The sequence below is a fragment of the Pseudomonas sp. NPDC087029 genome, assembly GCF_044745345.1.
Classification (GTDB): domain Bacteria; phylum Pseudomonadota; class Gammaproteobacteria; order Pseudomonadales; family Pseudomonadaceae; genus Aquipseudomonas; species Aquipseudomonas faucium.
The window spans coordinates 1-25,112 of record NZ_JBIVAB010000012.1 but is presented as its reverse complement, the minus strand read 5'-3'; the positions used below and the strand labels follow the sequence as shown (position 1 = coordinate 25,112).

The following is a 25,112-nucleotide window of genomic DNA, read 5'->3' as shown; positions in this document are numbered from 1 at the left end:
GATGTGGCCGATCATTGACAATGCCCTGGAACACAATGGCCTGATCACGGCGTTCGCCGTGGTCGGCGGGATCATGTGGCTGTCGGTGCTGTTGTCCAAGTACCTGACTTTCGGCCGCGTGCATGGCTCGGCCATCGCCATCGTCATCGGCCTGGTGCTGGCCTGGGTCGGCGGTACCGTGACGGGCGGGCAGAAGGGCCTGGCCGACATGGCGCTGTTCTCTGGCATCGGCCTGATGGGCGGGGCGATGCTGCGCGATTTCGCCATCGTCGCCACGGCCTTCGAAGTGCAGGCCACCGAGGCGCGCAAGGCCGGCATGATCGGTGCCATCGCGCTGCTGCTGGGCACGGTGCTGCCGTTCATCGTGGGCGCTGGGGTGGCGTATGCCTTCGGCTATCGCGATGCGGTGAGCATGACCACCATCGGCGCGGGCGCGGTGACCTACATCGTCGGGCCGGTGACCGGTGCGGCGCTGGGCGCGAGTTCGGATGTGGTGGCGCTGTCGATTGCCACCGGGTTGATCAAGGCGATCCTGGTGATGGTGTTCACGCCGGTGTCGGCGCGGTTGCTGGCGTTGGACAACCCGCGTTCGGCGATGGTGTTTGGTGGCTTGGCCGGGACGGTGTCGGGGGTGACGGCAGGGCTTGCGGCGACGGATCGGCGGTTGGTGCCGTATGGTGCTTTAACGGCGACCTTCCATACCGGGTTGGGGTGCCTGATGGGGCCTTCGATCCTGTATTTCTGTGTGCGCGGGTTGGTGGGCTGAAGGGGCCTGGGGCTGCTTTGCAGCCCTTTCGCGACACAAGGCCGCTCCTACAGGGTTACGCGGTAGTTTGTAGGAGCGGCCTTGTGTCGCGAAAGGGGCGCAAAGCGCCCCCAATCTCAATTCTCCCGGCTATACATCCGGCATTCCGCCAACAACGCCAACAGGTTCGGCTCGCGCTCCCGCGCCTTCAGAAACACCACCCCAATATGCTGCTGCAACCGATACCTCTGCTGCAGCGCTATCAACTTCACCCGGTTCTCGTACACCGCCGCAATCCGCCCGGGCAACAGCGCAAACCCCACCCCCGAACTGACCATGCTGAGCAAGGTGAAGATGTCGTTCACCTGCATCGCCACCTTCGGCTCGAACCCCGCCTGCTGGAACACCTGCGCACCATCGCGGTGGGTGGCAAAACCCTGGGTCAGGGTGATGAAGGTAGAGTCGGCCAGGTCCGCCAGGTCCACTTCCTGCTGCCCGGCAAACGGAGAATCGGTGGGCACGGCGAGGAAGATGTCGTCGCAAAACAGCGCCAGCTGCTCGCAGGCAGGGTCGGCCACGCTCTCATCCAGCGACACCAGGATCGCTTCCAGCTCGTGGTTCTTCAGGCGCTGCAGCAGCTCGACGTTCGAGCCCAGGGTCAGGTCGATGTTCAGCTCGCTGCGCCGCAGCTTCAGGCCCATCACCAGTTTCGGCACGGTCTTCACGGTCAGCGAATACAGCGCGCCCAGGCGGAAACGCTCGGCGTAGAAGCCCGCGGCCTCGCGGGTCTGGCGCACCATCTGCTCGGCATCCTGGATCAGCTGGCGGGCCTTTTTCTCCAGCACATAGGCGCTTTCCAGCGGGATCAGCTGACGGCCTTCGTGCTTGAACAGCGGGCAGCGCAGGGCGCTTTCCAGGGAGTGGATGGCCCGGTGCACGCTGACCGCGCTGGTGGACAGCTCGGCGGCGGCGCGGCCGAGGTTGCCGCTGCGCATGAAGGCGAGGAAGGTCTCGAGCTTTTTCAGGGTCAGTTCTTCGTCGATCAGCATGGGGCAGGGTGGGGCACAGAGGCTGGGCGGGTAATGATGACATAGGTGCGGAATGTGCGTGGGTGTTGTGGGTGGAAGGGTTGAGATTTTTTGTGGTCATGAGATCGCGCGCCGCCCGCGCGGCGCATCGCGGATAAATCCGCTCCTACATTTGTTGCAACGTGCCACGGTCTGTCAGGCCATGGTTGTCCGCCTTTGGCGCCCGCCGAGAAATTGCGCTGTACAAACAAGGCTGGCAACCATGGCCTATCAGGCATAGGCACGATGCAACAAATGTAGGAGCGGATTTATCCGCGATGCGCCGCGCGGGCGGCGCTCGATCTCACCCGCACCGAAAAAACCACGCCATGCACCCCAGGCTCACCCCGAAGGGTGATGGCCGCCCCCGCCAACCCATGCAAGAATTCCCCTCATAACAACCCCGGCATGGGACCACGACAATGAGCAAAGACCGGCTGAAATCGCCCGACTGGTATGCGCAGATGGCGCGTGTCATCGACGCCCAGGGCGCGCCGGGCTTCGTCGAGGCGCTGTTCGCCGCGCTCAAGCTGCTTGCCCCGTGCCAGGCCATCACCGTGTTCCTCTACCCGCGCAAGGGCCTGCCCTCGGCACTGTTCGTCAAGGACGAGGAAGGCCCATGGCTGCCGGAAGGCAACGTGCAGCGCTACCTCGAAGGCTACTACCTGCTGTGCCCGTTCTACCGCGCCTGCATGGACGGCGTGCCCGCCGGTTGCTACCGGCTGAGCGACGTGGCCCCCGACCACTTCAAGCGCAGCGAGTACTTCCTGGCCTTCTACCAGCACGCGCACATGGAAGATGAGCCGAACTTCATCGTGCCATTGGACGAAGACCTGACCATCGCCGTGTCGCTGGCCAGCACCCAGCGCCTGAGCCGCCAGCAGGTCAACGACCTCAAGTGCGTGGCGCCCTGGGTCGCGGCCGTGGTGCGCCGGCAATGGGGCCACCTGGACATCGACGCGCTCGGCGGGCGCTTCGAGAGCGCCCTGGGCCGGCAGATCAACGCGGCGCTGAACAATTTCGGCTCCTCGCTGCTGACCGAGCGCGAATGCCGCATCGCCCAGTACCTGCTGCGCGGCCACTCGACCCGCTCGCTGGCCGAGCGCCTGGGCATCAGCGAAGACACGGTCAAGACCCACCGCAAGAACCTCTACACCAAGCTGGACATCGCCAAGCAGTCCGAACTGTTCTCGCTGTTCATCGACTCCCTGGCCCAGGCCCAGGAAGGCTTGAGCAAGGACCCGCTGGAAAGCTACCTGCGAAGGCGCTGACGCCCGCGCGACACCTCATACGAACGACAAAACCGGCCGCCCGTGCGGCCGCAAGGGAGACCTGCGTGCATACGAAAAGCGATTGGCAGCAGCGCGCTGCTGGGCAAAGCTTCATCACCTCGGCGCTGATCGACGGCCGCCCGCTGTCGGCGCGCTCCGGGCAAACCTTTGCCGCCATCAACCCGGCCACCCAGCAGCTGCTGGCCCAGGTGGCCGCCTGCGGCGAGGCGGAAATCGACCAGGCCGTGCGCTCGGCGCGCCGCGCCTTCGAACAAGGCCCCTGGGCGCGCATGGCGCCCTCGGCACGCAAGCAGGTGCTGCTGCGCCTGGCCGAGCTGATGATGGCCCACCGCGAGGAGCTGGCCCTGCTCGACTCGCTGAACATGGGCAAGCCGGTGATGGACGCCTACAACATCGATGTGCCGGGCGCCGCCAACGTGTTCGCCTGGTACGGCGAGGCGCTGGACAAGGTCTACGACCAGGTTGCCCCGACCGCGGCCAACGCCCTGGCCACCATCACCCGTGAAGCGCTGGGCGTGATCGGCGCCGTGGTGCCCTGGAACTTCCCGCTGGACATGGCCGCCTGGAAAGTCGCCCCGGCCCTGGCCGCCGGCAACAGCGTGGTGCTCAAGCCCGCCGAGCAGTCGCCGTTCTCGGCCTTGCGCCTGGCCCAACTGGCCCTCGAAGCCGGCTTGCCGGAAGGCGTGCTGAACGTGGTGCCGGGCCTTGGCGAAAGCGCCGGCCGCGCCCTGGGCCTGCACCCGGATGTGGACTGCCTGGTGTTTACCGGCTCCACCCAGGTGGGCAAGTACTTCATGCAGTACTCGGCCCAGTCCAACCTCAAGCAGGTGTGGCTGGAATGCGGCGGCAAGAGCCCGAACCTGGTGTTCGACGACTGCCAGGACCTGGACCTGGCCGCCGAGAAGGCCGCCTTCGGCATCTTCTTCAACCAGGGCGAAGTGTGCTCGGCCAACTCGCGGCTGTATGTGCAGCGTTCGATCCACGACGAGTTCGTCGAGCGCCTGCTGGCCAAGGCCCGCAACTGGCTGCCGGGCGACCCGCTGGACCCGGCCAGCCGCGCCGGCGCCATCGTCGACAGCGCCCAGAGCGCCCGCATCATGGCCGCCATCGAGCAGGGCCAGGGCGAGGGCGCGCGCCTGCTGTGCGGCGGCCAGCGCCTGAGCTTCAACGGCTCGGACAACTTCATCGCCCCGACCGTGTTCAGCGACGTGCGCCCGGACTCGGCCCTGGCCCGTGAGGAAATCTTCGGCCCGGTGCTGGCGATCACCGCCTTCGACGACGAGGCCCAGGCCGTGCGCCTGGCCAACGACAGCGTCTACGGCCTGGCCGCCTCGGTGTGGAGCGATGACCTCAACCGCGCCCACCGCGTGGCGCGCCAGCTCAAGGCCGGCACCGTGTCGGTGAACACGGTCGATGCCCTGGACGTGGCCGTGCCCTTCGGCGGCGGCCGCCAGTCCGGTTTTGGCCGCGACCTGTCGCTGCATGCTTTCGACAAGTACACCCAACTCAAGACCACCTGGTTCCAGCTGCGCTGACCGACATCACGGAGAACGACCATGAACGCACCTTTTAAGCCGCAACGCGACACCCGCGATTACCAGGCCAGCGACGCCGCCCACCACATCCACGCCTTCCTCGACCAGAAGGCGCTCAACGCCGAAGGCCCGCGCGTCATCACCCGCGGTGAAGGCCTGTACCTGTGGGACAACGACGGGCGCCGCTACCTGGACGGCATGTCCGGCCTTTGGTGCACCCAGCTCGGTTACGGGCGCAAGGACCTGACCGCCGCCGCTGCCGCGCAGATGGACCAGCTGGCCTACTACAACATGTTCTTCCACACCACCCACCCGGCGGTGATCGAGCTGTCCGAGCTGCTGTTCAGCCTGCTGCCGGGCCACTACAGCCACGCCATCTACACCAACTCCGGTTCCGAGGCCAACGAGGTGCTGATCCGCACCGTGCGCCGCTACTGGCAGGTGGTCGGGCAGCCGAGCAAGAAGATCATGATCGGCCGCTGGAACGGCTACCACGGCTCGACCCTGGCCGCCACGGCCCTGGGCGGCATGAAGTTCATGCACGAAATGGGCGGGATGATCCCCGACGTTGCCCACATCGACGAGCCGTACTGGTACGCCGAGGGCGGTGAGCTGAGCCCGGCCGAATTCGGCCGCCGCTGCGCACTGCAGCTGGAAGAGAAGATCCTCGAGCTGGGGGCCGAGAACGTCGCAGGCTTCGTTGCCGAGCCGTTCCAGGGCGCGGGCGGCATGATCTTCCCGCCAGAGAGCTACTGGCCGGAAATCCAGCGCATCTGCCGCCAGTACGACGTGCTGCTGTGCGCCGACGAAGTGATCGGTGGCTTTGGCCGCACCGGCGAATGGTTCGCCCACGAGTACTTCGGCTTCGAGCCCGACACCCTGTCGATCGCCAAGGGCCTGACCTCGGGCTACGTGCCGATGGGCGGCCTGGTGCTGAGCAAGCGCATCGCCGAGGCGCTGGTGGAGCGCGGTGGCGTGTTCGCCCACGGCCTGACCTATTCCGGCCACCCGGTGGCGGCGGCGGTGGCCATTGCCAACCTCAAGGCGCTGCGTGACGAGGGCATCGTGCGCCAGGTCAAGGACGACACCGGGCCGTACCTGCAGCGCATCCTGCGCGAGACGTTCGCCAATCACCCGTTGATCGGCCAGGTGCAGGGCGCGGGGCTGGTGGCGGCGCTGCAGTTCGCCGAAGACAACGGCAGCCGCAAGCGGTATGCCAACGAGAACGACCTGGCGTGGCAGTGCCGCACCTATGGCTTCGAGGAGGGGGTGATCATTCGTTCGACCCTGGGGCGGATGATCATGGCGCCGGCGCTGGTGGCCACGCGCAGCGAGCTGGATGAGCTGGTGGAGAAGACCCGCATCGCGGTGGACCGCACTGCGCGCGGGCTGGGGATTCTCTGAGGCCGTAAAAGGGGCCGCGTTGCGGCCCTAAGCTGTAGGAGCGGCCTTGTGTCGCGAAAGGGCTGCAAAGCAGCCCCCGGGTTTGTGCAGCACTGCTTCATCCAGGGGGCCGCGCTGCGGCCCTTTCGCGACACAAGGCCGCTCCTACAAGCCTACCCTCAATGCGGCGCGCGGGGGATGGTCTTGAGCAGGTCTTCCGGGCTGATGTGCCCCACCACCTGCGCCACCGCGCTGCCCGGCGTCGGCAGGTCGATGATGTGGCCCTTCATCTTGCCGATCACATGCATCTCGCACGGCTTGCAGTCGAACTTCAGGGTCAGCACCTCATCGCCCTGGATCAGCTGCATCGGCGCCACCTTGGTGCGCACGCCGGTCACACCCTTGGCCTGTTTCGGGCACAGGTTGAAGGAAAAACGCAGGCAGTGCTTGGTGATCATCACCGGCACTTCGCCGTGTTCCTCGTGGGCCTCGTAGGCCGCATCGATCAACTGCACGCCATGGCGGTGGTAGAAGTCGCGGGCCTTCTGGTTGTAGACGTTGGCCAGGAACGACAGGTGCGACTCGGGGTACACCGGCGCCGGCGTGGTCTCGGCCTTGCGCGCACCGCGCGGGTGGGCCTTGATGCGCGCTTCGGTCAGCGCCTCGATGGCTTCGCGGCGCAGGGCCTTGAGCTGCGAGTTGGGGATGAAGTACGCCTGCGGCGCGTCCAGCACGATGGCGTTGGCGTGGTACATCGTGGTACCCAGCTGGCCGAGCAGGTCATGCAACTGGTCCAGCGCCTGCTGCGGCTTGTTGGCGGCGCCGAACGGGCCGTCCAGTGCCACCTGCACGCTCACCCCTTCCTCGCTGCACACGCTGAGCATCAGCCGTTGTTCGGTCAGCACCGCATGCCACTCCACGCCCACCCGGCGCTCGGCCGAGGTGCGCTGCAGCGCTTGCTGCCAGTTGTGGTCGAGGTTGCGCGACAGCGGATGGTTGGGGCGCAGCTTGTGCAGGCCTTCGGGCATCTCGTTGGGCTCGACCCGGTAGCGGTAGCGCTTCTGGCCGTCTTCTTCGAACTCGCCACGCGGCTCGGCGATGTTGGCGCGGAAGCCCACCACTTCGCGCTTGACCAGCACGTTGAGGCCATCGCCGTTGGTCAGCGGCACCTCGGTGACCACCTGCATGTCACGCTTGCCGACCTTTTCCACCACACCCACCGGCAGCCCGGTGAAGGTTGGCGAGTCGAAGGCGCCGATGTCGACCTTGCGGTCGGTGACGAAGTAGTCGGTGCTGCCGCGGTGGAAGGTCTTGTCCGGGTCGGGCAGGAAGAAGTGCTCGGTACGGCCGCTGGAGGCGCGGGCCAGGTCCGGGCGGCCTTCGAGGATGGCGTCGAGCTCTTTGCGGTAGTGGGCGGTGATGTTCTTCACATAGCCCATGTCCTTGTAGCGGCCCTCGATCTTGAACGAGCGCACGCCAGCGTCGACCAGGTCGCTCAGGTTGGCGGTCTGGTTGTTGTCCTTCATCGACAGCAGGTGCTTCTCGAACGCCACCACGCGGCCCTGGTCGTCCTTGAGGGTGTACGGCAGGCGGCAGGCCTGGGAGCAGTCGCCACGGTTGGCGCTGCGCCCGGTCTGGGCGTGGGAGATGTTGCACTGGCCGGAGAAGGCCACGCACAGCGCACCGTGGATGAAGAACTCGATGGCCGCATCGGTTTCGGCGGCGATGGCGCGAATTTGCTGCAGGTTCAGCTCGCGCGCCAGCACCAGCTGGGAGAAGCCGGCCTGGTCGAGGAACTTGGCCCGCTCCAGGGTGCGGATGTCGGTCTGGGTGCTGGCGTGCAGCTCGATGGGCGGGATATCCAGCTCCATCACCCCCAGGTCCTGCACGATCAGCGCATCGACGCCTGCGTCGTAGAGCTGGTGGATCAGCTTGCGCGCCGGCTCCAGCTCGTTGTCGTGGAGGATGGTGTTGATGGTGGTGAACACCCGCGCATGGTAGCGCCGGGCGAACTCGACCAGTTCGGCGATTTCGCCCACCTCGTTGCAGGCGTTGTGGCGCGCGCCGAAGCTCGGGCCACCGATGTAGATGGCGTCGGCGCCGTGCAGGATCGCTTCGCGGGCGATGGCCACGTCACGGGCAGGGCTGAGCAGTTCCAGGTGATTCTTTGGAAGGGACATGTCGTTATAGGTTCGGGCTGTCACGGTTTAGGGCGGCATTGTAGCGGTGAAATGCCTGGCTGGCACCTTTAGCTGCCGGGAGGCGGGGCCATGGCTGCTGGCGTGGGCCTGTCATCAAATGTGCTGGCGTTGTCGCGCGATGCGACGCAGCCGCCGCGCCCTGGGCATACATTGGCTCAGCGCCATGCCACCCGCTGGCAGGCAACGCCAATCAAGGAGATGCCCATGCAGTTTTTCGACGATTCCCTGCACCCGGACACCATGGACAAAGTGGTGATCACGGTCGCCCCCTATGCGCCCCAGTGGATGCCCGACGACTTCCCCGAAGACATCCCGCTGACCATGGACCAGCACGTGCAGGCCGCCGTGGACTGCTATGAAGCCGGCGCCACGGTGCTTCACCTGCACGTGCGCGAGCTCGATGGCAAGGGCTCCAAGCGCCTGTCCAAGTTCAACGAGCTGATCGCCGGGGTGCGCGAAGCGGTGCCGGACATGATCATCCAGGTCGGCGGCTCGATCTCCTTCGCCCCGGAAGGCGAGGGCGCCGAGGCGCTGTGGCTGTCCGACGACACCCGGCACATGCTGGCCGAGCTGATGCCCAAGCCTGACCAGGTGACGGTGGCCATCAACACCATCCAGATGAACATCACCGAGCTGCTGTACGCCGATGGCATCGAAGGCACCTCGCTGCTCGATCCGGCCACCCACGCCGCCTACAGCGAAATGACCGTGCCCGCCGGCCCAGGCTGGGTCGCCGAGCACCTCAAGCGCCTGCAGGCCAGCGGCATCCAGCCGCACTTCCAGCTCACCGGCATCCACGCCTATGAAACCCTCGAGCGCCTGGTGCGCAAAGGCATCTACAAAGGCCCGCTGAACCTGACCTGGATCGGCATCGGCGGCGGCTTCGATGGCCCCAACCCGATGAACTTGATGAACTTCGTCAACCGTGTGCCGGACCGGTGTACCCTCACCGCCGAATCGCTGCTCAGGAACGTGCTGCCGCTGAACACCATCGCCCTGGCCATGGGCCTGCACCCGCGGCTGGGCAATGAGGACACCCTCATCGACCAACATGGCAAGCGCTTCTCGTCGGTGGAGCAGGTGCGCCAGACGGTGCGCATCGCCCACGAGCTGGGGCGTGAGATCGCCAGTGGCAAGGAGGCGCGGGGCATCTACAGGATTGGTGAGCAGTACGGGTCCGTCGAAGAGACGTTGCAGGCCAATGGCATGGCGCCGAACCGCCGGCCGGGGCAGAAGGGGGTGCCGCAGCGCACGTGAATTGTAGGAGCGGCCTTGTGTCGCGAAAGGGCCGCGAAGCGGACCCGGCAATTATTGCGGTGCTGCAGAAATCCCGGGGCTGCTCCGCAGCCCTTTCGCGACACAAGGCCGCTCCTACAGCGGGCGTGTGTCCGAGGTATTACCGATAACAACAAAAACAGCTGAAGCCAGACTTCCAAGGAGCCACCGTGGCCTTTCACCCCACTACCACCCACGACGAAATCGACACTTCAATCGGCATCCCGCGCCGCTACGCCTGGGCCGTGTTCGCCCTGACCTTCGGCCTGCTGATTTCCGACTACATGTCACGCCAGGTGCTTAACGCCGTGTTCCCCATCCTCAAGGGCGAATGGGCCCTGAGCGACGGCCAGCTGGGCCTGCTCAGCGGCATCGTCGCGTTGATGGTGGGCCTTTTGACCATCCCCTTGTCGATGCTCGCCGACCGCTTCGGCCGGGTCAAAAGCCTGACGTTGATGGCGCTGCTGTGGAGCCTGGCCACCCTGGGCTGCGCCCTGGCCGAGAACTATCAGGAGATGCTGCTCGCCCGCTTCATGGTCGGCGTCGGCGAGGCGGCCTATGGCAGTGTCGGCATCGCCGTGGTGGTGTCGGTGTTCCCGCGCAGCATGCGCGCCACCCTGGCCAGCGCGTTCATGGCCGGGGCCATGTTCGGCTCGGTGCTGGGCATCTCCATCGGTGGGGTGGTGGCGGCGAAGCTGGGCTGGCGCTGGTCGTTCGCCAGCATGGCGCTGTTCGGCCTGCTGCTGGCGGCGCTGTTCCCGCTGGTGGTCAAGGAAGCGAAGATCGCCCCGCAGCGCCTGGCCTCGGCAGCGAACAAGGCCCAGGCAGCGGTGCGCCAGCCGCTGCGCACCTTGTACAGCACCCGCTCGGTGCTGGCAGCGTACCTGGCCAGCGGCCTGCAGACCTTCGTCGCCGGCAGCATGATCGTGTGGATGCCCAGCTACTTCAACCGTTACTACGCCATGGGCGAGGGCCAGGCCGGGGCGCTGGCGGGGGTGATGGTGCTGTGCTGCGGCGCCGGGGCGATCCTCTGCGGCATGCTCAGCGACCGCCTGTGCCGGCAGTCGGCACTGCGCAAGATCGAGATCTCCATGGTGTTCTGCCTGGGCAGCTGCCTGCTGATGTCGCTGGCCCTGATCCAGGCCGCAGGGCCGCTGCAGCTGACGCTGATCGGCCTGGCCATGCTCATGGTCACCGGCATCAACGGCCCGACCATCGCCACCATCGCCAACCTGACCCACTACAAGGTGCATGGCACCGCGTTCGCGGCGCTGACCCTGGTCAACAACATGGTCGGCCTGGCGCCGGGGCCGTTCCTCACCGGCCGGGTCTCCGACGTGATCGGCCTGCACGGGGCGTTCCAGCTGGTGCCGATGATGAGCATCGCGGCCGCGGCGGTGTTCTTCTATATCCGCTGCCATTACCTGGACGACATCGCTCGCGTGCAGCGGGCCCAGGCCGAACCGGCCGCGGCAAAGCCCCTGATGCCGGCATCGTCATGACCTGACATCGGCCAGCCCGGCGCCTCGCTGGGCGTTGCGCCAGGCGGCGGGCGGCATGTCGAACTGGGAAATGAACCAGCGGGTGAACGAGTTGGGCATCGAGTAGCCGAGCATGTCGGCAATCTGCCCCAGCGAATAACCCGGGTTCTTCAGGTAGCGCACCACCAGGTCGCGGCGCACGCTGGCGACCAGCTCGCTGAAGCTCACCCCTTGCTCATCCAGGCGCCGCTGCAGGGTACGCACGTTCATGCCCTGGCTGTGGGCGATCTGCGCCAGGGTCGCGCGGCCCATGGGCAGCAGCAGGTAGATGGCCTTGCGCACTTCGCCCGCCACCGAAGCGTCGTGCTTGCCCAGCAGCGAATCCATGTAGCGCTGCGCATGCCGGGCCATGGCCGCATTGGCCAGGGGCATGCTCGCGTCCAGGCTTGCGGCCGGGCAGAGCAGGCCGTTGAACTCGCAGCCGAACTCGACCTTGCAGCCGAAGATGCGCCGATGCACGCCAAGGTCGGCCGGTGGGGCATGGGCGAAGCACACCTTCAGCGGCTGCCAGTGGCTGCCCAGCAGCGCGGCGCAGAAGCGGTGCAGCACGGCGATCGCCAGCTCGATGGACTGGCGGTTGTGGGCGCCCAGGTCGGTCACCAGCTCTTCACGGATGATCACCGTGCTGCCCACTTGCTCAATGTGGATCGCCAGCGACTCGTTGATCTGCAGGCGGTAATCCACGATCACCTGCAGCGCATCGCGCAGGGTGGGCTGGTGGCTGAGCAGCAGGCTCACCTCGCCGAAATCGGCCAGGTCGCGGCGCTCGGCCATGCGCAGGCCGAGGGTGTCGCAACCGCTCAGGTGCGCCGATTTTTCCAGCAGGGTGATGCTGGCGCTGGCCGGTATGCGTTGGCTGGGGTCGCTGAGCAGGGCAGGGCTCAAGCCCACCTCGCCAAGCAGCGAGGCGGCGTTGAGCTTCAGGTGGTGAGCGACATCCAGGTAATGGGCCAGAACCGCAGTGCGAGCATGTACGGGCATGGTGGGGCGACTTCCCTGTGGGTGATGAGGCGTGCTCGGTGCTGCGGCGCTGGGCGCCGCAGCATCAGCCGGGCGTTACTGGTTCAGCTCACGCAAGCTGGTCATGTCGATCACGAAGCGGTACTTCACGTCATTGTGCTGCAGGCGTTCGAAGGCCTGGTTGATGTCCTGGATCGCGATCATCTCGCATCTGGGCAGCACCTGGTGCTCGGCGCAGAACGCCAGCAGCTCCTGGATCGCCTGGATGCCGCCGATCAGCGAGCCGGCCAGGGTGCGGTTGTTGCGGATCAGCAAGCCGCCGTGGATCGGCTCCAGCGGCTCGATCGCCCCCACCAGCACCATCACCCCCTCGCGGCCGAGCAGCATCAGGTAGGGGTTGACGTCGTGCCGGCTGGGGATGGTGTCGATGATGAAGGCAAAGGCATTGGCCGCCGCGGCCATGGCCGCGCTGTCACGCGACAGCAGCACATGCTTGGCGCCCAGCGCGCGGGCATCCTCGGCCTTGCCCGGCGAGCTGGTGATGACCGTGACCTCGGCGCCCAGCGCCACGCCCAGCTTCACCGCCAGGTGGCCAAGCCCGCCAAGGCCCACCACCGCCATTTTCGTGCCCTTGCCCACGTTGTAGCGGCGCATCGGGTTCCACACGGTGATGCCGGCACACAGCAGCGGCGCGGCGTAGCGCGGGTCGAGGCGCTGGGGCATGCGCAGCACGAACTGCTCGCGCACCACGATGTGCTCGGCGTAGCCGCCGTAGGTGGTATCGCCTGTGTGGCGGTCCTTGCCGTTGTAGGTCGGCGTCGGCCCGTGGGCGCAGAGTTGCTCCTGGTGGTCGTGGCACGGCGCGCATTGCATGCAGCTGTCGACCTGGCAGCCGACCGCCACCGGGTCGCCGACCTTGAAGCGGCTGACGCCACTGCCGACGGCGGTGACATGGCCGACGATCTCGTGGCCGGGGACGATGGGATAGAGCGTGTTGTTCCAGTCGTTGTGCACCTGGTGCGCGTCGGAGTGGCAGACGCCGCAGTAGGCGATGGCGATCGCCACGTCATCGGCGCGCAGCGCGCGTCGTTCGAAGCGAAACGGGGTCAGGGGCGAGTGGGCGTCGTGGGCGGCATAGCCCAGGCAAGTGGTCATGGTCGAATCCTTGTGCAAGGCCAGGAACAACCCCCGGCAAGGGCCGGGGGAGGGCATTCAGATCGAGGGGCGCAGCCAGGGCGCCGGGGAGGTTTCGGGCGAGGCGATCTGGTTGACGATCCACTTGCCCATGCGCCGCAGCGGCTCGATGGAGTCCTGCGGGCCGGCCCATTTCAGGCCTGCCGCGTACCCCAGCGAAACGATGCGCTGGGCGCCGTACAGCGGCAGGATGTCCTTGAGCTCGTCCTTGATGCTTTCCGGGTACACGCCCACGGTCTGGGTGTAGGCGTCCACTGCGTCGAGCATTTCGGTCAGCGTGTCGACCGGCACCAGGTTGGCGGTGCGGTCGTCCAGGCGCGGGGCGAACGACACGGCGTCGGCGGTCTGCGAGCAGATCACCGCGCCTTCGCCATCCTGGCCGCCGACCACCTGGTACCACTCGTCCTCCAGGCGCAGGGCGTCGACTTCGGCCTTGAGCGCCGGGTCGTAGCGCTTGGGCACGGTGCTCAAGGTGTTGGGCAGGGTCTGCATGGCGTCGTAGACGTAGCGGCCAAAGGTGTTGAGCTTGGCAAGGCCTGCGTCGTCGGTGCCGCTCTGCACGTAGATCACCCGGGCGCACACGCAGGCCTTCTGGTTCAGTGCGCCGATGTCGCTGGCCAGGCGCACGGCGGCCTCGCGCATGCTCGCCTCGTTGTCGAAGGCGGCCTTGCCGATGATGCTGGCGCTGCGCTTGGGGTCCAGGGAAATCAGCTCCAGGCCCGGCTGCACGTAGCGGGTCACGTGCTTCATGGCGTTGTAGCCGCCCCAGGCGACGATCTTTTCCAGGTTCTGCGGCTGGTACAGGCGCTCTTCGAAGGCCTGGTCGCCGCCTTTCCAGTAGGCCACGCTCAGGTGCCGGGTCAGCGGGTGGTCGGGCGCCATGTCGACCATGGTGCGGGCGATGGCCAGGGCGGTGAACGGGTCGTTGGACGGCGCCTTGATGATCGCGTCGCTGCGCAGCACCATGTTGCGCAGGATGGTCAGCAGCGACAGCCCGGTGGCGTTGCCGGCGACGATGTGCAGGGTGCGCGCGCCGAAGCAGCGCACGTCCAGTTCGGTGCCATCGAGCAGGCGCTGCTTGACCCAGCCTTCCAGGTACTTGATGCCCACCGCGTTCTCCACCTGCTCGGTGACCGAGGCGCGGGTGAGCATGTGGCGCAGGCCCAGGTAGCTGCCCTTGACCATGCTCGGGGTCACCGGGGCGGTCAGGTAAGACAGCTCGCAGGCTTGCTGCAGGAACGGGTTGCGGTCGAACTCCAGGCGCTCGCCCAGGGCCTCGCAGTAGTCGAGGATGTCGTCGAAGCTCAGGCTGTACAGGTCGGCCAGCTTGGCCGGGTTGCCCAGCGGCAGCTGGTCGAGGTACTGGTGCGCGTCCGGGGTCTGGAAGATCAGGTCGCCACCGCGCCCGCCCACGTCGATCAGGTTGTCGGTGATGACCTTGCCGCGGATGATCATCGGTGCAATCGGTTTGTTCATGGGCTCAGCCCTCCAGGGTGTTGAGAAAGTCCATCGCCTGGCGATGGGAGTCTTCGGTTGCCGCGCAGGTGATCTTGTCGTCGCCGCCGTTGAGGTCGCTGTAGCGCTGGATCGGCCCTACCACGTAGCGGCTCGGCCGGCCGCAGCTGCACGGCTGGTCCCACTCCACGGTGATTTCGTCGCCGGTGATGAAGCCGCCCCAGCGGAACTCGGCGCCCAGGTCGAAGAACGCCGCGCGCCCGGTGACGCGGCCCTGGCGCGGCAGTGGCTTGCTGGTGTCGGGGTCGAGCTGGAAGGGGATCACCGTGGGGGCGAAGTGGAAATGGCCGGCCTCGCAGCGCGCATGGGCGCCGCCGACCACCTCGGACATGGCATAGGACTCGTTCAAGGTGCGCGCTCCGGTGAAGCGCAGCACGTCCTCGCGCCAGCCCTCAGGCTGCACCACGCCCTTGCCGCCCCCGGCGGTGTGCACGAACGAATCGGGGTGGAACACGCCTTCCAGGCCTCGTTCAAGGCCCGCCTTGGCCATGCTGTGCAGCAGGTTCCAGGTGGCGCCGATGTACACCCGCTGGCCCTTGAGCTGGGTTGCCATGTGGTCGAAGAAGGCCGCCAGGTGCTGGGGCATTTCGGCCTGCAACTGGTCGAAGGCCTTTTTCTTTTCCAGCAGCTGCGGGCTGATCACCAGGCGGTCGAGGGTGCCTTTGGATTGCGCGGCGCGCAGCTTGGCGCCCAGGTGCAGCACGTCGGTGCTGAGGGTGGTGGGGTAGGCGGCATGGAAGTGCGATTCGCTCGGCAGCAGCGCCGGGATCATCGCTGCATGCACCCGCACATGGCTCAGGTAGCCCTTGCGGTAGTAGGGGTAGATGGTGTGCAGGTTGGGTTGCGGGGTGTCGGGGTTGTCCATGTTCCACACCACCATCTTGCGCAGCTGGGCGAACTTGTCCCATTCGTGCACGCCCTGGGGCAGGAACGACAAGGTGCCGGAGGTGCCCGAGGTGTGGCTGATGCGAAGCTGCGGCACGCCTTCATCCATGGTCTGGAACCAGTCGTCCAGGCCTTGGCAGTCGCTGACGTTGACCGCCGCGATGGCCTCGGCGACCTCGGGCGTCACCAGCTTGCCCAGCCATTTGTTGATCTGCGCGTAGCTGCGTTTTTCCAGCAGCGAAGGCGGGTAGGACTTGTACACGGTGTGCTCGAACAGCAGCGGTACCACGTCGTCGAGCTGGTCGATGCGCTCCACGCCCTGGGCATCGGCGAGCTTTTTCAGGACCGGGATGCGCTGGCGCAGGGCGGCGAAGCGCTGCTTGAGGCCGCTGAGCTGAAGGGCGTCGATCTCGGCGCGGGGCAGGTGGTTCCAGGCGTGCTGGGAATAGTTGACCAACGCTGCCGGATCGTTCAGCAACAGCTGGGTTTTTTGTTCTATCGACAGGGGGGCAGTGGGCATGTTCAGGCTCGCTGTTCGACTCATGGGATCCGGCCGGGCCGGAGAGAAGGTGCGGCCCAAACATAGCAATGGCGAGTGCCGATTTGTTCCGGATTCCGGGTGTCGAGATGCGGTCCTAAAGCATTGAAAATAAAGATAAAAAACCAGCATCGAAAAGACTGCTCGAGGGCCATTCCGGATTCGATTTCAGCCTGCCGGGCAAAGGCGAAAGCCGGCTTAGACTGAACCTCGCCCACTCATTTCAATGAGTGCGCAGCTGGCCCATTCCGAGCGCAATTCGAGAGGCTTTCATGTTGAAAATGCTATTTCAGACCACGCCTTCACTGATCATCGAGTGCGGTGCTTCGGCACGGCTTGCCGAGCATGTGCGGGCCAAGGGGTGCAAGTCGGTGTTGCTGGTGACCGATGCGGGGGTTGTCGGGGCGCGGCTGCTGGATGCGCTGCTCGCCGGGCTGCAAGATGCGGAAATCGCCGTGCAGGTATTCGACCAGGTGCAGGCCGACCCGCCGGAACCGGTGATCCTGGCGGCGGTGGCGGCCGCCAGGGCCTGTGGCGCCGATTGCGTGGTCGGGGTGGGCGGTGGCAGTTCGCTGGATGCCGCCAAGCTCGCTGCGCTGTTGGCCTGCAGCGGCGAGCCGTTGAGCCAGGTGTATGGCATCAACCAGGCCAAGGGGCCGCGCCTGCCGCTGATCCTGCTGCCGACCACGGCCGGCACCGGTTCGGAAGTGACCTCGGTGTCGGTGGTGACCACTGCCGGCGGCGAGAAGAACGTGGTCTATTCGCCCTTGCTGTTCCCCGACCTGGCCGTGCTCGACGCCGAGCTCACCCTCGGCCTGCCGGCCCCGGTCACGGCCGCGACCGGGATCGATGCCATGGTCCATGCCATCGAAGCCTTCACCACCCGCAATCTGAAGAACCCGCTGTCCGACTGCCTGGCCCGCGAGGCGCTGCGGTTGCTGGCTGGCAGCCTGTTCCAGGCCTGCCGCCAGGGTGACGACGTGCAGGCCCGCGAGCAGATGCTGCTGGGCGCCTGCCTGGCCGGCATGGCCTTTGCCAACGCCCCGGTGGCGGCGGTGCATGCACTGGCCTATCCGCTCGGCGCCCGCTTCCACATCCCCCACGGGCTGTCCAATGCGCTGGTGCTGGGGCCGGTGATGCGTTTCAACCTGCCGGTGGTGGCGCCGCTGTACGCGCAGCTGGCCGATATCGTGATGCCTGGGTTGCGTGGCAGTGAGGTTGACAAGGCCACGGCGCTGGCCGACTACCTGGGCGGCCTGGCCGGCGAGCTGGGCCTGGCCACGCGGCTGAGCGAGCTGGGCATCGCCGAGGCCGACCTCGAGGCGCTGGCCCAGGATGCGATCAAGCAGCAGCGCCTGCTGGGCAACAACCCGCGTGAACTGCATCTTGCCGATGTGCGGGCGATCTACAGGGAAATCCTGTGAGCAAGCCGGCGCGGCCCAGCCGCGAGGCCTTCCGCCATTTCACCCAGGTGCCGACGCGCTTTGGCGACAACGACGCCTACGGGCATGTGAACAACGTGGCGTACTACGGCTACTGCGAAACGGCGATCACCACCTTCCTGGTCGAGCAGGGCACCCTGGACATCGCCAGCAGCCCGGTGATCGGGCTGATCGTCAATTCCGGCTGCAGCTACTTCGCGCCGCTGGGTTTCCCCGACCGGGTCGAGGTGGGCATGAAGATCGCCCACCTGGGCAACAGCAGTGCGCGTTACGAGCTGGCGCTGTTTCGCAACCACGAGCCGCTGGCGGCTGCGGCGGCCCACGTGGTCTACGTGTACGTCGAGCGCGCCAGCAACCGCGCGGTGCCGATCCCGGGCCCGGTGCGTGACAAGCTGGCCCTGCTGCTCGACTGATCGCATACTCCGGGTGCTGCCCGCCGGTTTGCCAAGGTGGCGCTGGGCAGCATTGTGGAGAGACGACAGATGATCAAGGCAGACAAGCCGGGCGTGCAGGTGGCGATCCCGGCGCAGCCGCGCAAGGAGCCGCGCCAGGCACGCTCGGTGGCGCTGGTCACGGCGCTCAAGCAGGCCGGCCGGCAAATTCTCGAGAGCGAAGGGCGCGAAGCCTTGAGCGCGCTGCGCCTGGCGGAAGATTCAGGGGTGGCGATCAGCTCGATCTACGAATATTTCCCGACCATGGAATCGCTGATCGCGGCGGTGTTCGACGATTACCGCAGCGAGGCACGGCGCGGGTTGTACGCCGACATCATGGCGCTACCCGCTGGCACCACGCTGCTCGATGGCATCTTGCTGGCGTTGCGCGCCGTGCTCGCCGCGCACCACAAGAAAACCCTCTATGACCCCGCGTTCAGCGTGCGCTCCACCCACTACGACGAGCTGGTGCGCCTGGATGTGGTCAAGGCCAAGCAGATATGGAGCGCCACCGCCAGCTCGGCGCTGATGCAGCGCTTTGCCGATGAAATCCGCGTCAAGGATCGGGCCAAGGCCGAGTTCCTGGTGTACCAGACCTGGTCGGCGCTGCCGCGGGCCATGCTGCTGGAGCGCCCTGGCTACCTGACCGACCCGGACACCCCGCAACTGCTGGCGCGTATGCTGCACGCCATGCTTACACAGTGAGGTTGGGGGTGCCTTTTGAGGCCCCATCGCCGGCAAGCCGGCTCCCACAGGTTTCTCACAGCGCTCAAGGCCTGTATCAGCCTTTGGCGGCCATCGCGGTCACTTCCACGCGCATCTGCGGGTAGGCCAGCGCCGCCACGCCCACGGCGGCGCGCACCGGCCACGGCTTGCTGAAGAAGCGCTGGTACACCTCGTTGAAGGCGGCGCGGTCGGCCATGTCGGTGAGGTAGATGGTCAGGTGCATGACCCGGTCCATGCCGCTGCCGGCCTTTTCCAGGGCGTCTTTCAATGCCTGCAGGGTGCTTTCGCTCTGCTGCACGATATCGGCCTCGATATCGGCGGGAATCTGCGTGGTGACGAGAATGCCGTTGAACTCGGCGACGTCGGAGGAAATCGACTCGGCGTCGGAATCGGGGGTGAAGACGAGGTTTGCCATGGAATGTTTGCCTTGCAACGGAAGGAAAGCCGCAAGCCTACGCGAGCACGGCGCAGCGGTCGAGCCAGCGCCACCGTTTGGCCCGCGCACGTTGTAATAGCGCGCCCCGGCGGTCAGAATCGCGCCGATTGTGAAGAAGGGGTTTGAGTTGAACGAACAGACATTGTCGATGCGCCTGGAGCGTGTGGCGGCCCATGTGCCGCAGGGCGCGCGCCTGGCCGACATCGGCTCGGACCACGGCTACCTGCCGGTGGCCCTGGCGCTGCGTGGGGTGATCGAGGCGGGCGTGGCCGGTGAAGTGGCGCAGACGCCGTATGCCTCGGCCCAGCGCAACGTGCGCCGCAACGGCCTGGAGCAGCGCATCAGCGTGCGCCTGGCCGACGGCCTGGCAGCGATCCAGGCGCAGGACCGCATCACGGCGGTGAGCCTGTGCGGCATGGGTGGCAAGACCATGTGCGAGATTCTCGAGCGCGGCAAGCAGCACCTGGGCGGCCACCCGCGCCTGATCCTCAACCCCAACGGCGACGAGCGCGAGCTGCGCGGCTGGCTGATGGCCAACGGGTACCGCATCGTGAGTGAAGAGTTGCTGCGCGAGAACCGTTTCGACTACGAGATCATCGTGGCCGAGCCGGCAGCGGGTGAGGCGGCCTACAGCGCCGAAGAGCTGTACTTCGGCCCGCTGCTGATGCGCGAGAAGAGCCCGGCATTCCTCACCAAGTGGCAGCGCATGCTGCGCCAGAAACAACAGACCCTGGCCAACTTCGAGCGCGCGCGTGACGCCGTCCCGCAGGCAAAACGCGACGACTTCGCCCGGCAGATCGGCTGGATCAACCAGGTGCTGGCCTGAGTTACAGCTGCGAGCAGTTGCCCATCTGGCGGTAGTCGACTTCGCGGGTCTGGCCCTGGTGGTCGACATAGACCATGTGCGCGGTGCCAACCTGGCAGTCGGCGGCGTTGCTGGCCGGGGTGATGGAAATGACCTTGGCCACGTCCAGCGGCATGCCGTATTCGTAGGTGTCGCTGCTGGCCACCGGCTGGTTGCCAGCCGTGTCGGCCAGGGCGCCGAACGAGGCGAGCAGGGTAGTCAGGGCAAGCACGGCAATCGAGCGGGGGGTGTTCATGGGGGCTCCTTTTTCGATGTTTCACTCATCATGTATTCATTGGTGATCCTCAATAAATGGGCTAACTCGTGATAGATTCCTGCCCGGAACGCACGAATAAGAAATGCACAAGGAGCCAAGCCCATGGACATGCTGCACGCCATGCGAACCTTCGCCCGGGTAGTGGAGTGCGGCAGTTTCGCCGCGGCCGCCAATGCCCTGGACATATCCGCAGCGCAGGTATCACGCATCGTTGCGGAGCTGGAGAACCAGCTGCAGACCCGCCTGCTGCACCGCACCACCCGGCGCCTGCGCATGAGCGAGGCGGGGGAGCGGTTTCTCGAGCGCTCGCGGCAGATCATGCTGCTGACCGAAGAAGCGATGGACGAGGCCCGCGGTGCCCACCTCACCCCGCGCGGGCGCCTGCGCCTGCATTGCCCGCATGGCCTGGGCATGCTGCTGATGCCGCTGGTGGCCGGCTACAACGCGGTGTGCCCGGACGTGGTGATCGAGCTGACCCTGTCGCAGCGCAACCCCGACCCGTTGGCCGAGGGCCACGACGTGGTCATCACCGTGGACGAAGCCTTGCCGGATTCGCAGCTGATCGCCGTGCCGCTGGGCACCATCTTCAGCATCCCCTGCGCGGCGCCCAGCTACCTGCAGGCCCACGGCGTGCCAGAGCGCCCCGAAGACCTGCACGAACACCGCTGCCTGCGCATGGCGTACCCGATGTACGAGGGCGACTGGGTGTTCCCGCAGGGCGTGGACCACTGCGTGATCGCCCCGCGAGACAGCTTCTTGACCAACGTCGCCGACGCCATGCTCAAGGCCAGCGAACTGGGCATGGGCATCGGCCTGCTGCCGTTCTACACCGCCAGCCAGGCCATCGAGCAAGGCCGCCTGCGGCGCCTGCTGGCGCCGTATCGGCTGAGGGAAAGTGCGCTGTATGCGATCTACCCGTCGCGCCATTACCTGGACGCCAAGGTGCGCACCTGGATCGACTACATGAAGGAGCAACTGCCGGCGCTGTTTGCCGGGCACGAACGCATTGTCGATGACGCGCAGTACTGGCGCTGACGCCCGACACCCCCTCGGGCAAGGTGCCAAGGGGGTGTCGGCGGTCAGCGGCTGTCCTGGTCTTCGGCGGTGCCGCCGGTGTGGCCGGCGCCGCTGCCGGTAGCCTCGCCGGTGCTGTTGGAGCCGCCTGCGGCACCATCGGCGGCATCGGAATTGCTGCCGCTGTCGCTGCTGTCATTGGCTTTGCCGCTGCCAGGGCTGTTGACGCTGCTGTCGTCGCCGGCAGTCTTGCCGCCTTGCTGGTCGGCTTTGGGGTAGGCATCGGTGTTGGTGTCGGAGGGGGTGGATGCAGCGAAGCTGCTGGCGCTGCCAAGGCCCAGGGCCAGGGCGAGGCAAAGGGTGAGCGGGCGAATGCGGATCATGGCGTAGCTCCTGTGCGGATGATCTGTCATTCGTTTGGCTGGCGGGGGATGGCAGGGTGCCCGTGGTGCGACGGGCGGTCATGCTGGGGTGTCTGTGAGGGCCCTATCGCCGGCAAGCCGGCTCCCACAGGTACCGTGGTTTTCCTGTGGGAGCCGGCTTGCCGGCGATGGGCTGTGCAACAGCCCCACTCAATGAGCGGGCGTGTCCACCGGCTCCAGCGGCGGATGCTCCTGCGCCGCATGCATCAGGTCCTCGGTCACCCGCAGCTCCGCCCCGGTCGGCGAGAAGGTGGTCGAGGCGGTGAACGGCGCCGGGTGTTCGGCCGCCGGGCGCTTGCCGCGGCGCCACAGGAAGAAGCACACCATGCCTAGGTTGACCACTGCAAAGGCCCAGAACAACCCTGGCTCGCCAAACTCGGTCATCACCGGCGAAATCGCCAGTGGCGCCATCGCCGAACCCAGCGAGTTGATCAACAGCAGGCCCTGGATCATCGGCACCAGCGCATCCGACGGCGCCCGGTCGGCCGCATGGCTGACCGCCACCGGGTACAGGGCGAACACCCCGCCGCCGAGCAAGAACAGCATCGCCGGCAGCAACGCCGAGTGCGAAGGCAGGAACACCGTGACCAGCGACAGCACCACGCACAGCGCGGCCAGGGCGATCAGCACATCCTGGCGGTCCTTGCGGTCGGACCAGCGGCCCACCGGGTACTGCAGCAGCATCGCGCCGAGGATCACCCAGGCCATCATGCTGCCCACTTCACCCACGTCCAGGCCGATGCGCTGCAGGTACAGCGGCAGCAGGGCATAGATGCCGGCGATCGCCACCCCCGAGCCGAAGCAGCCGACCAGCCCCGACGGCGCCACGCCGAGCAGTTGGCGCGGCTTGAGCGGCTCCACCTGCTCCAGCAGCGGCGATACCCGCGGCAAGATCACGATCGGCAGCACCGACAACGCGGCCAGCATGCCGGCCAGCATGAACGGCGCGCTGTCGTTGAGGTTGGCGATCACGCCAAGGCCGGCCTGGGCGATCACCCCGGCGCCGTAGAAGGCGATCATGTACAGCGCCAGCAGGCGCCCGCGGATCTTCGCGTCGCCCGCCAGCAGCAGCCAGCTCTCGATCACCAGGAACACGCCCACCGCCGCCCAGCCATTGATCAGGCGCAGGATCGACCACCAGGTGGTGTCGTAGAACAGCCCCTGCAGCAAGATGGTGGCGGCGATCAGCGCGGCGAAGCTGGTGTAGGCGCGGATGTGGCCGATGCGCAGGATCAGCCGGTCGTTGAACACCGCGCCCAGGGTCAGGCCGATGAAGTAGCTCGACGACACGATGCCGATGGTGGTCGCCGATTCGCCGGCAGCGCCCAGGCGCAGGGTGGTCAACGAAGACATGAAGCCGTTGCCCAGGGCAATGATGAACAGCCCGAGCAGGGGTGCCAGCGCCATGGCCAGCAAACGCGGAGACATAAAAACCTCAAAAAGGGGAGTTGCGCAGTGGCCGGCGGCGCGGCACAGGGGAAAAGGAGGCGCGATTCTAAGGCCAGGCAAGCTTTTCCCCAAGGGGCAAGGCCCTGCGGCATAATGACGCTTTTGCGCAACTGACCCAGGGAAGGCAAAGGTTTATGTTCGCTTCGCTGTTCGCGGTGCTGGCACCGGTGTTCATCGTCGCCGGTATCGGCTATGGATGGGCCCGCACGGCGCAGGATTACCCCACCCAGTTCATCGCCCGCATGGTCATGACCGTCGGCACCCCGGCCCTGGTGCTGGCGACCCTGAACCGTACCCAGCTCGACCCCGCCGCCTTCACCAGCATGGCCCTGGCCTGCCTGCTGTGCACCTTGGGCATGGCCGTGGCGGGGTTGCTGGTTTGCCGGCTCAGCCGCCAGGACTGGCGGGTGCTGCTGCCCGGCTTCATGTTCCCCAACACCGGCAACATGGGCCTGCCGATCAGCCTGTACGCCTTTGGCGAGCACGGGCTGGCGCTGGCCATGGCGTTTTTCCTCGGCCTGTCGATCGTGCAGTTCACCGTCGGCATGGCCATTGCCGGCACGGCGTCCTCGTTCAAGGCACTGCTGCGCAATCCCATCGTCATCAGCCTGGCCCTGGCCTTGCCGATGATCTTCTTCGACATCCACTTGCCCCGCTGGCTGGCCAACACGGCAGACCTGCTCGGCGGCATGTGCATCCCCTTGATGCTGCTGACCCTGGGCGTGTCGCTGGCCAGCATTCGCCCGCAGCACATCGCCAGCGGCCTGTTGCTGGGCGGCGTGCGGATCGTGCTGGGGGCAGGGGTGGGCTGGGCGGTGGGCGTGGCCCTGGACCTGGAACAGCTGCAGCGGGCGGTGCTGATGGTGCAGTCGGCGATGCCGGTGGCGGTGTTCAACTACCTGATGGCGGTGAGGGCCAACCGTGCGCCGGAGCAGGTGGCGAACCTGGTGATGTGTTCGACGCTGCTGTCGTTTGCCTGGTTGCCGCTGGTGCTGGCCTGGTGGATGTGACCCCGTACCGGCCCCCACAAGGCCTGTGGGAGCCGGCTTGCCGGCGATGGGGCCAGTGAAGGCCTAGCTCATTTGGCGAACAGGCGCTCGTGCACCCACCCTTGGTTGGTCAGCACCATCACCCGCTTTTCCCTGGCCGGCGTGTCGTGGGTGGCAACGGCCTTGCCCAGGTCGCGAATATTGGCCTTCACTTCTTCATTGCCCGCCCAGTCCGGCAGCCCGGTGATCTTGTAGGCATAGGTCACGTCGGAAATGGTCCGGCCCATCATCTCGCCCGGCTCGCTGAACTGCTCGATCGCCGTCACCTGGGCCTTGCCGAAGCACAGCCCGCCGCGGGTGCTGCCGTTGAGCATCTTCTGCGCGTCGGCCTTGTAGAGCTTGCGGCCTTCGTCGGTGAGGTCGTAGGCGTAGTAGATGTCGGTGCGCGCCGGTTGCCACAGGCGTTCGGGAATTTCCACGCGGGAGATTTCCCGTTCGCTGACGATGCCGACCTTGGCCAGGGCATGCAGGGCCTTGTTGGTGCCGGTGACGTCGAAGTCCTGGGTCTTGGTGGGGAAGTTGCTGACCACGAAGCAGTGGGGGTACTGGGTATCGAGGTAGGCCTGGGCGGCTTTGTGGAAATTGGCCTCGCTGGCGTCCTTGGTGTCCGAGCAGCCGGCCAGGGTGGCCAGCAGTGCCAGCGGTACGATCTTCCTGTGCATGATCAAGCGTCCTTGGATTGCGCGGTGGGCGGCATTAGAACCCACGGGCTAGAGCGGCGCAATCGTGGCAGGACGGCATCTCGACCGGGTTCACATTCACGGGGGCATGTCGTGGGTTTTGCGGGGGGGTCGAGATCGAGCGCCGCCCGCGCGGCGCATCGCGGATAAATCCGCTCCCACATTTGTTGCAACGTGCCATGGTCTGTGAGGCCATGGTTGTCCGCCTTTG

Annotated in this window: 23 protein-coding genes; 12 read left to right on the top strand and 11 right to left on the bottom strand. The window is 66.5% G+C overall.

Annotated features, from left to right (window positions below; all coding sequences use genetic code 11):
- Window position 1: 1 nt before the first annotated feature.
- Window positions 2-766, top strand: a complete 765-nt coding sequence (gene madM, locus ACIPG5_RS18540) for a malonate transporter subunit MadM (protein WP_176510974.1) — start codon at window positions 2-4, stop codon at window positions 764-766.
- A gap of 116 nt (window positions 767-882) precedes the next feature.
- Here the strand turns inward: madM and ACIPG5_RS18535 are convergent, their stop codons facing one another.
- A complete protein-coding gene (locus ACIPG5_RS18535) occupies window positions 883-1,794 on the bottom strand; it encodes a LysR family transcriptional regulator (protein ID WP_176510973.1) in 912 nt (303 codons plus the stop codon).
- Window positions 1,795-2,234: 440 nt separating this feature from the next.
- Here ACIPG5_RS18535 and ACIPG5_RS18530 point away from each other — a divergent pair, with 440 nt between their 5' ends.
- The 3 genes from ACIPG5_RS18530 (at window position 2,235) to ACIPG5_RS18520 (ending at window position 6,043) form a co-directional block, all read left to right on the top strand.
- Window positions 2,235-3,083 carry a LuxR C-terminal-related transcriptional regulator gene (locus ACIPG5_RS18530; protein ID WP_401376952.1) on the top strand — a complete coding sequence of 283 codons (849 nt, stop codon included), beginning with the start codon at window positions 2,235-2,237 and terminating at the stop codon, window positions 3,081-3,083.
- A gap of 65 nt (window positions 3,084-3,148) precedes the next feature.
- The gene (locus ACIPG5_RS18525) at window positions 3,149-4,639 is read left to right on the top strand and encodes an aldehyde dehydrogenase (RefSeq protein WP_286913557.1); all 1,491 of its coding nucleotides are present in this window, start codon (window positions 3,149-3,151) and stop codon (window positions 4,637-4,639) included.
- Between the two features lie 21 nt (window positions 4,640-4,660).
- Window positions 4,661-6,043 (top strand): aspartate aminotransferase family protein, encoded by a 1,383-nt coding sequence (locus ACIPG5_RS18520; RefSeq protein ID WP_401376949.1) that lies wholly within the window; start codon window positions 4,661-4,663, stop codon window positions 6,041-6,043.
- 158 nt (window positions 6,044-6,201) lie between these two features.
- On the opposite strand, the gene ACIPG5_RS18515 is transcribed toward ACIPG5_RS18520, so the two are convergent.
- Complete coding sequence (locus ACIPG5_RS18515; protein WP_236236318.1) at window positions 6,202-8,202, bottom strand: U32 family peptidase; 2,001 nt, start codon at window positions 8,200-8,202, stop codon at window positions 6,202-6,204.
- Between the two features lie 225 nt (window positions 8,203-8,427).
- On the opposite strand from ACIPG5_RS18515, the gene ACIPG5_RS18510 reads away from it, so the two are divergent.
- Window positions 8,428-9,480, top strand: coding sequence for a 3-keto-5-aminohexanoate cleavage protein (locus tag ACIPG5_RS18510; RefSeq protein WP_401376946.1), 1,053 nt, complete (start codon window positions 8,428-8,430; stop codon window positions 9,478-9,480).
- Between the two features lie 188 nt (window positions 9,481-9,668).
- Complete coding sequence (locus ACIPG5_RS18505; RefSeq protein ID WP_401376943.1) at window positions 9,669-11,000, top strand: MFS transporter; 1,332 nt, start codon at window positions 9,669-9,671, stop codon at window positions 10,998-11,000.
- Here the strand turns inward: ACIPG5_RS18505 and ACIPG5_RS18500 are convergent.
- The 4 genes from ACIPG5_RS18500 to ACIPG5_RS18485 all read right to left on the bottom strand — a co-directional run bounded on the left by ACIPG5_RS18500 (window position 10,995) and on the right by ACIPG5_RS18485 (window position 16,113).
- Complete coding sequence (locus tag ACIPG5_RS18500) at window positions 10,995-12,020, bottom strand: AraC family transcriptional regulator (protein WP_401376940.1); 1,026 nt, start codon at window positions 12,018-12,020, stop codon at window positions 10,995-10,997. The genes ACIPG5_RS18505 and ACIPG5_RS18500 overlap by 6 nt on opposite strands.
- Before the next feature lie 75 nt (window positions 12,021-12,095).
- A complete protein-coding gene (locus ACIPG5_RS18495; RefSeq protein ID WP_401376937.1) occupies window positions 12,096-13,154 on the bottom strand; it encodes an NAD(P)-dependent alcohol dehydrogenase in 1,059 nt (352 codons plus the stop codon).
- A gap of 57 nt (window positions 13,155-13,211) precedes the next feature.
- On the bottom strand, window positions 13,212-14,669 hold the full coding sequence (locus ACIPG5_RS18490; RefSeq protein ID WP_401376934.1) for an acyl-CoA reductase: 1,458 nt from the start codon (window positions 14,667-14,669) through the stop codon (window positions 13,212-13,214).
- 4 nt (window positions 14,670-14,673) lie between these two features.
- Entirely contained in the window at window positions 14,674-16,113 is a 1,440-nt protein-coding gene (locus ACIPG5_RS18485; protein WP_401376931.1) for a hypothetical protein, read from the bottom strand.
- 290 nt (window positions 16,114-16,403) lie between these two features.
- Between ACIPG5_RS18485 and ACIPG5_RS18480 the strand changes: the two genes are divergently transcribed.
- The 3 genes from ACIPG5_RS18480 (at window position 16,404) to ACIPG5_RS18470 (ending at window position 18,709) form a co-directional block, all read left to right on the top strand.
- Window positions 16,404-17,555 (top strand): iron-containing alcohol dehydrogenase, encoded by a 1,152-nt coding sequence (locus ACIPG5_RS18480; protein WP_401376928.1) that lies wholly within the window; start codon window positions 16,404-16,406, stop codon window positions 17,553-17,555.
- Window positions 17,552-17,986, top strand: a complete 435-nt coding sequence (locus ACIPG5_RS18475) for a thioesterase family protein (RefSeq protein WP_286913547.1) — start codon at window positions 17,552-17,554, stop codon at window positions 17,984-17,986. The genes ACIPG5_RS18480 and ACIPG5_RS18475 overlap by 4 nt, the downstream gene beginning before the upstream one ends.
- A gap of 69 nt (window positions 17,987-18,055) precedes the next feature.
- Window positions 18,056-18,709, top strand: a complete 654-nt coding sequence (locus ACIPG5_RS18470) for a TetR/AcrR family transcriptional regulator (protein ID WP_176510960.1) — start codon at window positions 18,056-18,058, stop codon at window positions 18,707-18,709.
- Between the two features lie 76 nt (window positions 18,710-18,785).
- Here the strand turns inward: ACIPG5_RS18470 and ACIPG5_RS18465 are convergent, their stop codons facing one another.
- Window positions 18,786-19,145 carry a RidA family protein gene (locus tag ACIPG5_RS18465; protein ID WP_176510959.1) on the bottom strand — a complete coding sequence of 120 codons (360 nt, stop codon included), beginning with the start codon at window positions 19,143-19,145 and terminating at the stop codon, window positions 18,786-18,788.
- 148 nt (window positions 19,146-19,293) lie between these two features.
- Here ACIPG5_RS18465 and ACIPG5_RS18460 point away from each other — a divergent pair, with 148 nt between their 5' ends.
- Window positions 19,294-19,992: a tRNA (adenine(22)-N(1))-methyltransferase TrmK gene (locus tag ACIPG5_RS18460; protein WP_176510958.1), complete on the top strand. Its 699-nt coding sequence runs from the start codon at window positions 19,294-19,296 to the stop codon at window positions 19,990-19,992.
- A 1-nt stretch (window position 19,993) separates the two neighbouring features.
- Here the strand turns inward: ACIPG5_RS18460 and ACIPG5_RS18455 are convergent, their stop codons facing one another.
- Window positions 19,994-20,266 (bottom strand): DUF2790 domain-containing protein, encoded by a 273-nt coding sequence (locus tag ACIPG5_RS18455; RefSeq protein ID WP_286914809.1) that lies wholly within the window; start codon window positions 20,264-20,266, stop codon window positions 19,994-19,996.
- Between the two features lie 123 nt (window positions 20,267-20,389).
- Between ACIPG5_RS18455 and ACIPG5_RS18450 the strand changes: the two genes are divergently transcribed.
- A complete protein-coding gene (locus ACIPG5_RS18450; protein ID WP_176510956.1) occupies window positions 20,390-21,322 on the top strand; it encodes a LysR family transcriptional regulator in 933 nt (310 codons plus the stop codon).
- Between the two features lie 44 nt (window positions 21,323-21,366).
- On the opposite strand, the gene ACIPG5_RS18445 is transcribed toward ACIPG5_RS18450, so the two are convergent.
- Both ACIPG5_RS18445 and ACIPG5_RS18440 read right to left on the bottom strand, forming a co-directional pair.
- Window positions 21,367-21,684 carry a hypothetical protein gene (locus ACIPG5_RS18445; RefSeq protein ID WP_176510955.1) on the bottom strand — a complete coding sequence of 106 codons (318 nt, stop codon included), beginning with the start codon at window positions 21,682-21,684 and terminating at the stop codon, window positions 21,367-21,369.
- 189 nt (window positions 21,685-21,873) lie between these two features.
- A complete protein-coding gene (locus ACIPG5_RS18440; RefSeq protein WP_176514135.1) occupies window positions 21,874-23,151 on the bottom strand; it encodes an MFS transporter in 1,278 nt (425 codons plus the stop codon).
- A 155-nt stretch (window positions 23,152-23,306) separates the two neighbouring features.
- Between ACIPG5_RS18440 and ACIPG5_RS18435 the strand changes: the two genes are divergently transcribed.
- Window positions 23,307-24,182: an AEC family transporter gene (locus tag ACIPG5_RS18435; RefSeq protein ID WP_176514133.1), complete on the top strand. Its 876-nt coding sequence runs from the start codon at window positions 23,307-23,309 to the stop codon at window positions 24,180-24,182.
- Between the two features lie 68 nt (window positions 24,183-24,250).
- Here the strand turns inward: ACIPG5_RS18435 and ACIPG5_RS18430 are convergent, their stop codons facing one another.
- Window positions 24,251-24,883: a hypothetical protein gene (locus ACIPG5_RS18430; protein WP_176514131.1), complete on the bottom strand. Its 633-nt coding sequence runs from the start codon at window positions 24,881-24,883 to the stop codon at window positions 24,251-24,253.
- Window positions 24,884-25,112: the final 229 nt, after the last annotated feature.

What these genes read in the sequence shown, in the direction of transcription:
- ACIPG5_RS18450 (WP_176510956.1), top strand. Translation starts at nt 20,390, where the DNA reads ATGGACATGCTGCACGCCATGCGAACCTTCGCCCGGGTAGTGGAGTGC.
- ACIPG5_RS18490 (WP_401376934.1), bottom strand. Translation starts at nt 14,669, where the DNA reads ATGAACAAACCGATTGCACCGATGATCATCCGCGGCAAGGTCATCACC.
- ACIPG5_RS18495 (WP_401376937.1), bottom strand. Translation starts at nt 13,154, where the DNA reads ATGACCACTTGCCTGGGCTATGCCGCCCACGACGCCCACTCGCCCCTG.
- ACIPG5_RS18435 (WP_176514133.1), top strand. Translation starts at nt 23,307, where the DNA reads ATGTTCGCTTCGCTGTTCGCGGTGCTGGCACCGGTGTTCATCGTCGCC.
- ACIPG5_RS18455 (WP_286914809.1), bottom strand. Translation starts at nt 20,266, where the DNA reads ATGAACACCCCCCGCTCGATTGCCGTGCTTGCCCTGACTACCCTGCTC.
- ACIPG5_RS18430 (WP_176514131.1), bottom strand. Translation starts at nt 24,883, where the DNA reads ATGCACAGGAAGATCGTACCGCTGGCACTGCTGGCCACCCTGGCCGGC.
- ACIPG5_RS18485 (WP_401376931.1), bottom strand. Translation starts at nt 16,113, where the DNA reads ATGCCCACTGCCCCCCTGTCGATAGAACAAAAAACCCAGCTGTTGCTG.
- ACIPG5_RS18530 (WP_401376952.1), top strand. Translation starts at nt 2,235, where the DNA reads ATGAGCAAAGACCGGCTGAAATCGCCCGACTGGTATGCGCAGATGGCG.
- ACIPG5_RS18515 (WP_236236318.1), bottom strand. Translation starts at nt 8,202, where the DNA reads ATGTCCCTTCCAAAGAATCACCTGGAACTGCTCAGCCCTGCCCGTGAC.
- ACIPG5_RS18445 (WP_176510955.1), bottom strand. Translation starts at nt 21,684, where the DNA reads ATGATCCGCATTCGCCCGCTCACCCTTTGCCTCGCCCTGGCCCTGGGC.
- ACIPG5_RS18465 (WP_176510959.1), bottom strand. Translation starts at nt 19,145, where the DNA reads ATGGCAAACCTCGTCTTCACCCCCGATTCCGACGCCGAGTCGATTTCC.
- ACIPG5_RS18440 (WP_176514135.1), bottom strand. Translation starts at nt 23,151, where the DNA reads ATGTCTCCGCGTTTGCTGGCCATGGCGCTGGCACCCCTGCTCGGGCTG.
- ACIPG5_RS18535 (WP_176510973.1), bottom strand. Translation starts at nt 1,794, where the DNA reads ATGCTGATCGACGAAGAACTGACCCTGAAAAAGCTCGAGACCTTCCTC.
- ACIPG5_RS18520 (WP_401376949.1), top strand. Translation starts at nt 4,661, where the DNA reads ATGAACGCACCTTTTAAGCCGCAACGCGACACCCGCGATTACCAGGCC.
- ACIPG5_RS18480 (WP_401376928.1), top strand. Translation starts at nt 16,404, where the DNA reads ATGTTGAAAATGCTATTTCAGACCACGCCTTCACTGATCATCGAGTGC.
- ACIPG5_RS18510 (WP_401376946.1), top strand. Translation starts at nt 8,428, where the DNA reads ATGCAGTTTTTCGACGATTCCCTGCACCCGGACACCATGGACAAAGTG.
- madM (WP_176510974.1), top strand. Translation starts at nt 2, where the DNA reads ATGTGGCCGATCATTGACAATGCCCTGGAACACAATGGCCTGATCACG.
- ACIPG5_RS18470 (WP_176510960.1), top strand. Translation starts at nt 18,056, where the DNA reads ATGATCAAGGCAGACAAGCCGGGCGTGCAGGTGGCGATCCCGGCGCAG.
- ACIPG5_RS18500 (WP_401376940.1), bottom strand. Translation starts at nt 12,020, where the DNA reads ATGCCCGTACATGCTCGCACTGCGGTTCTGGCCCATTACCTGGATGTC.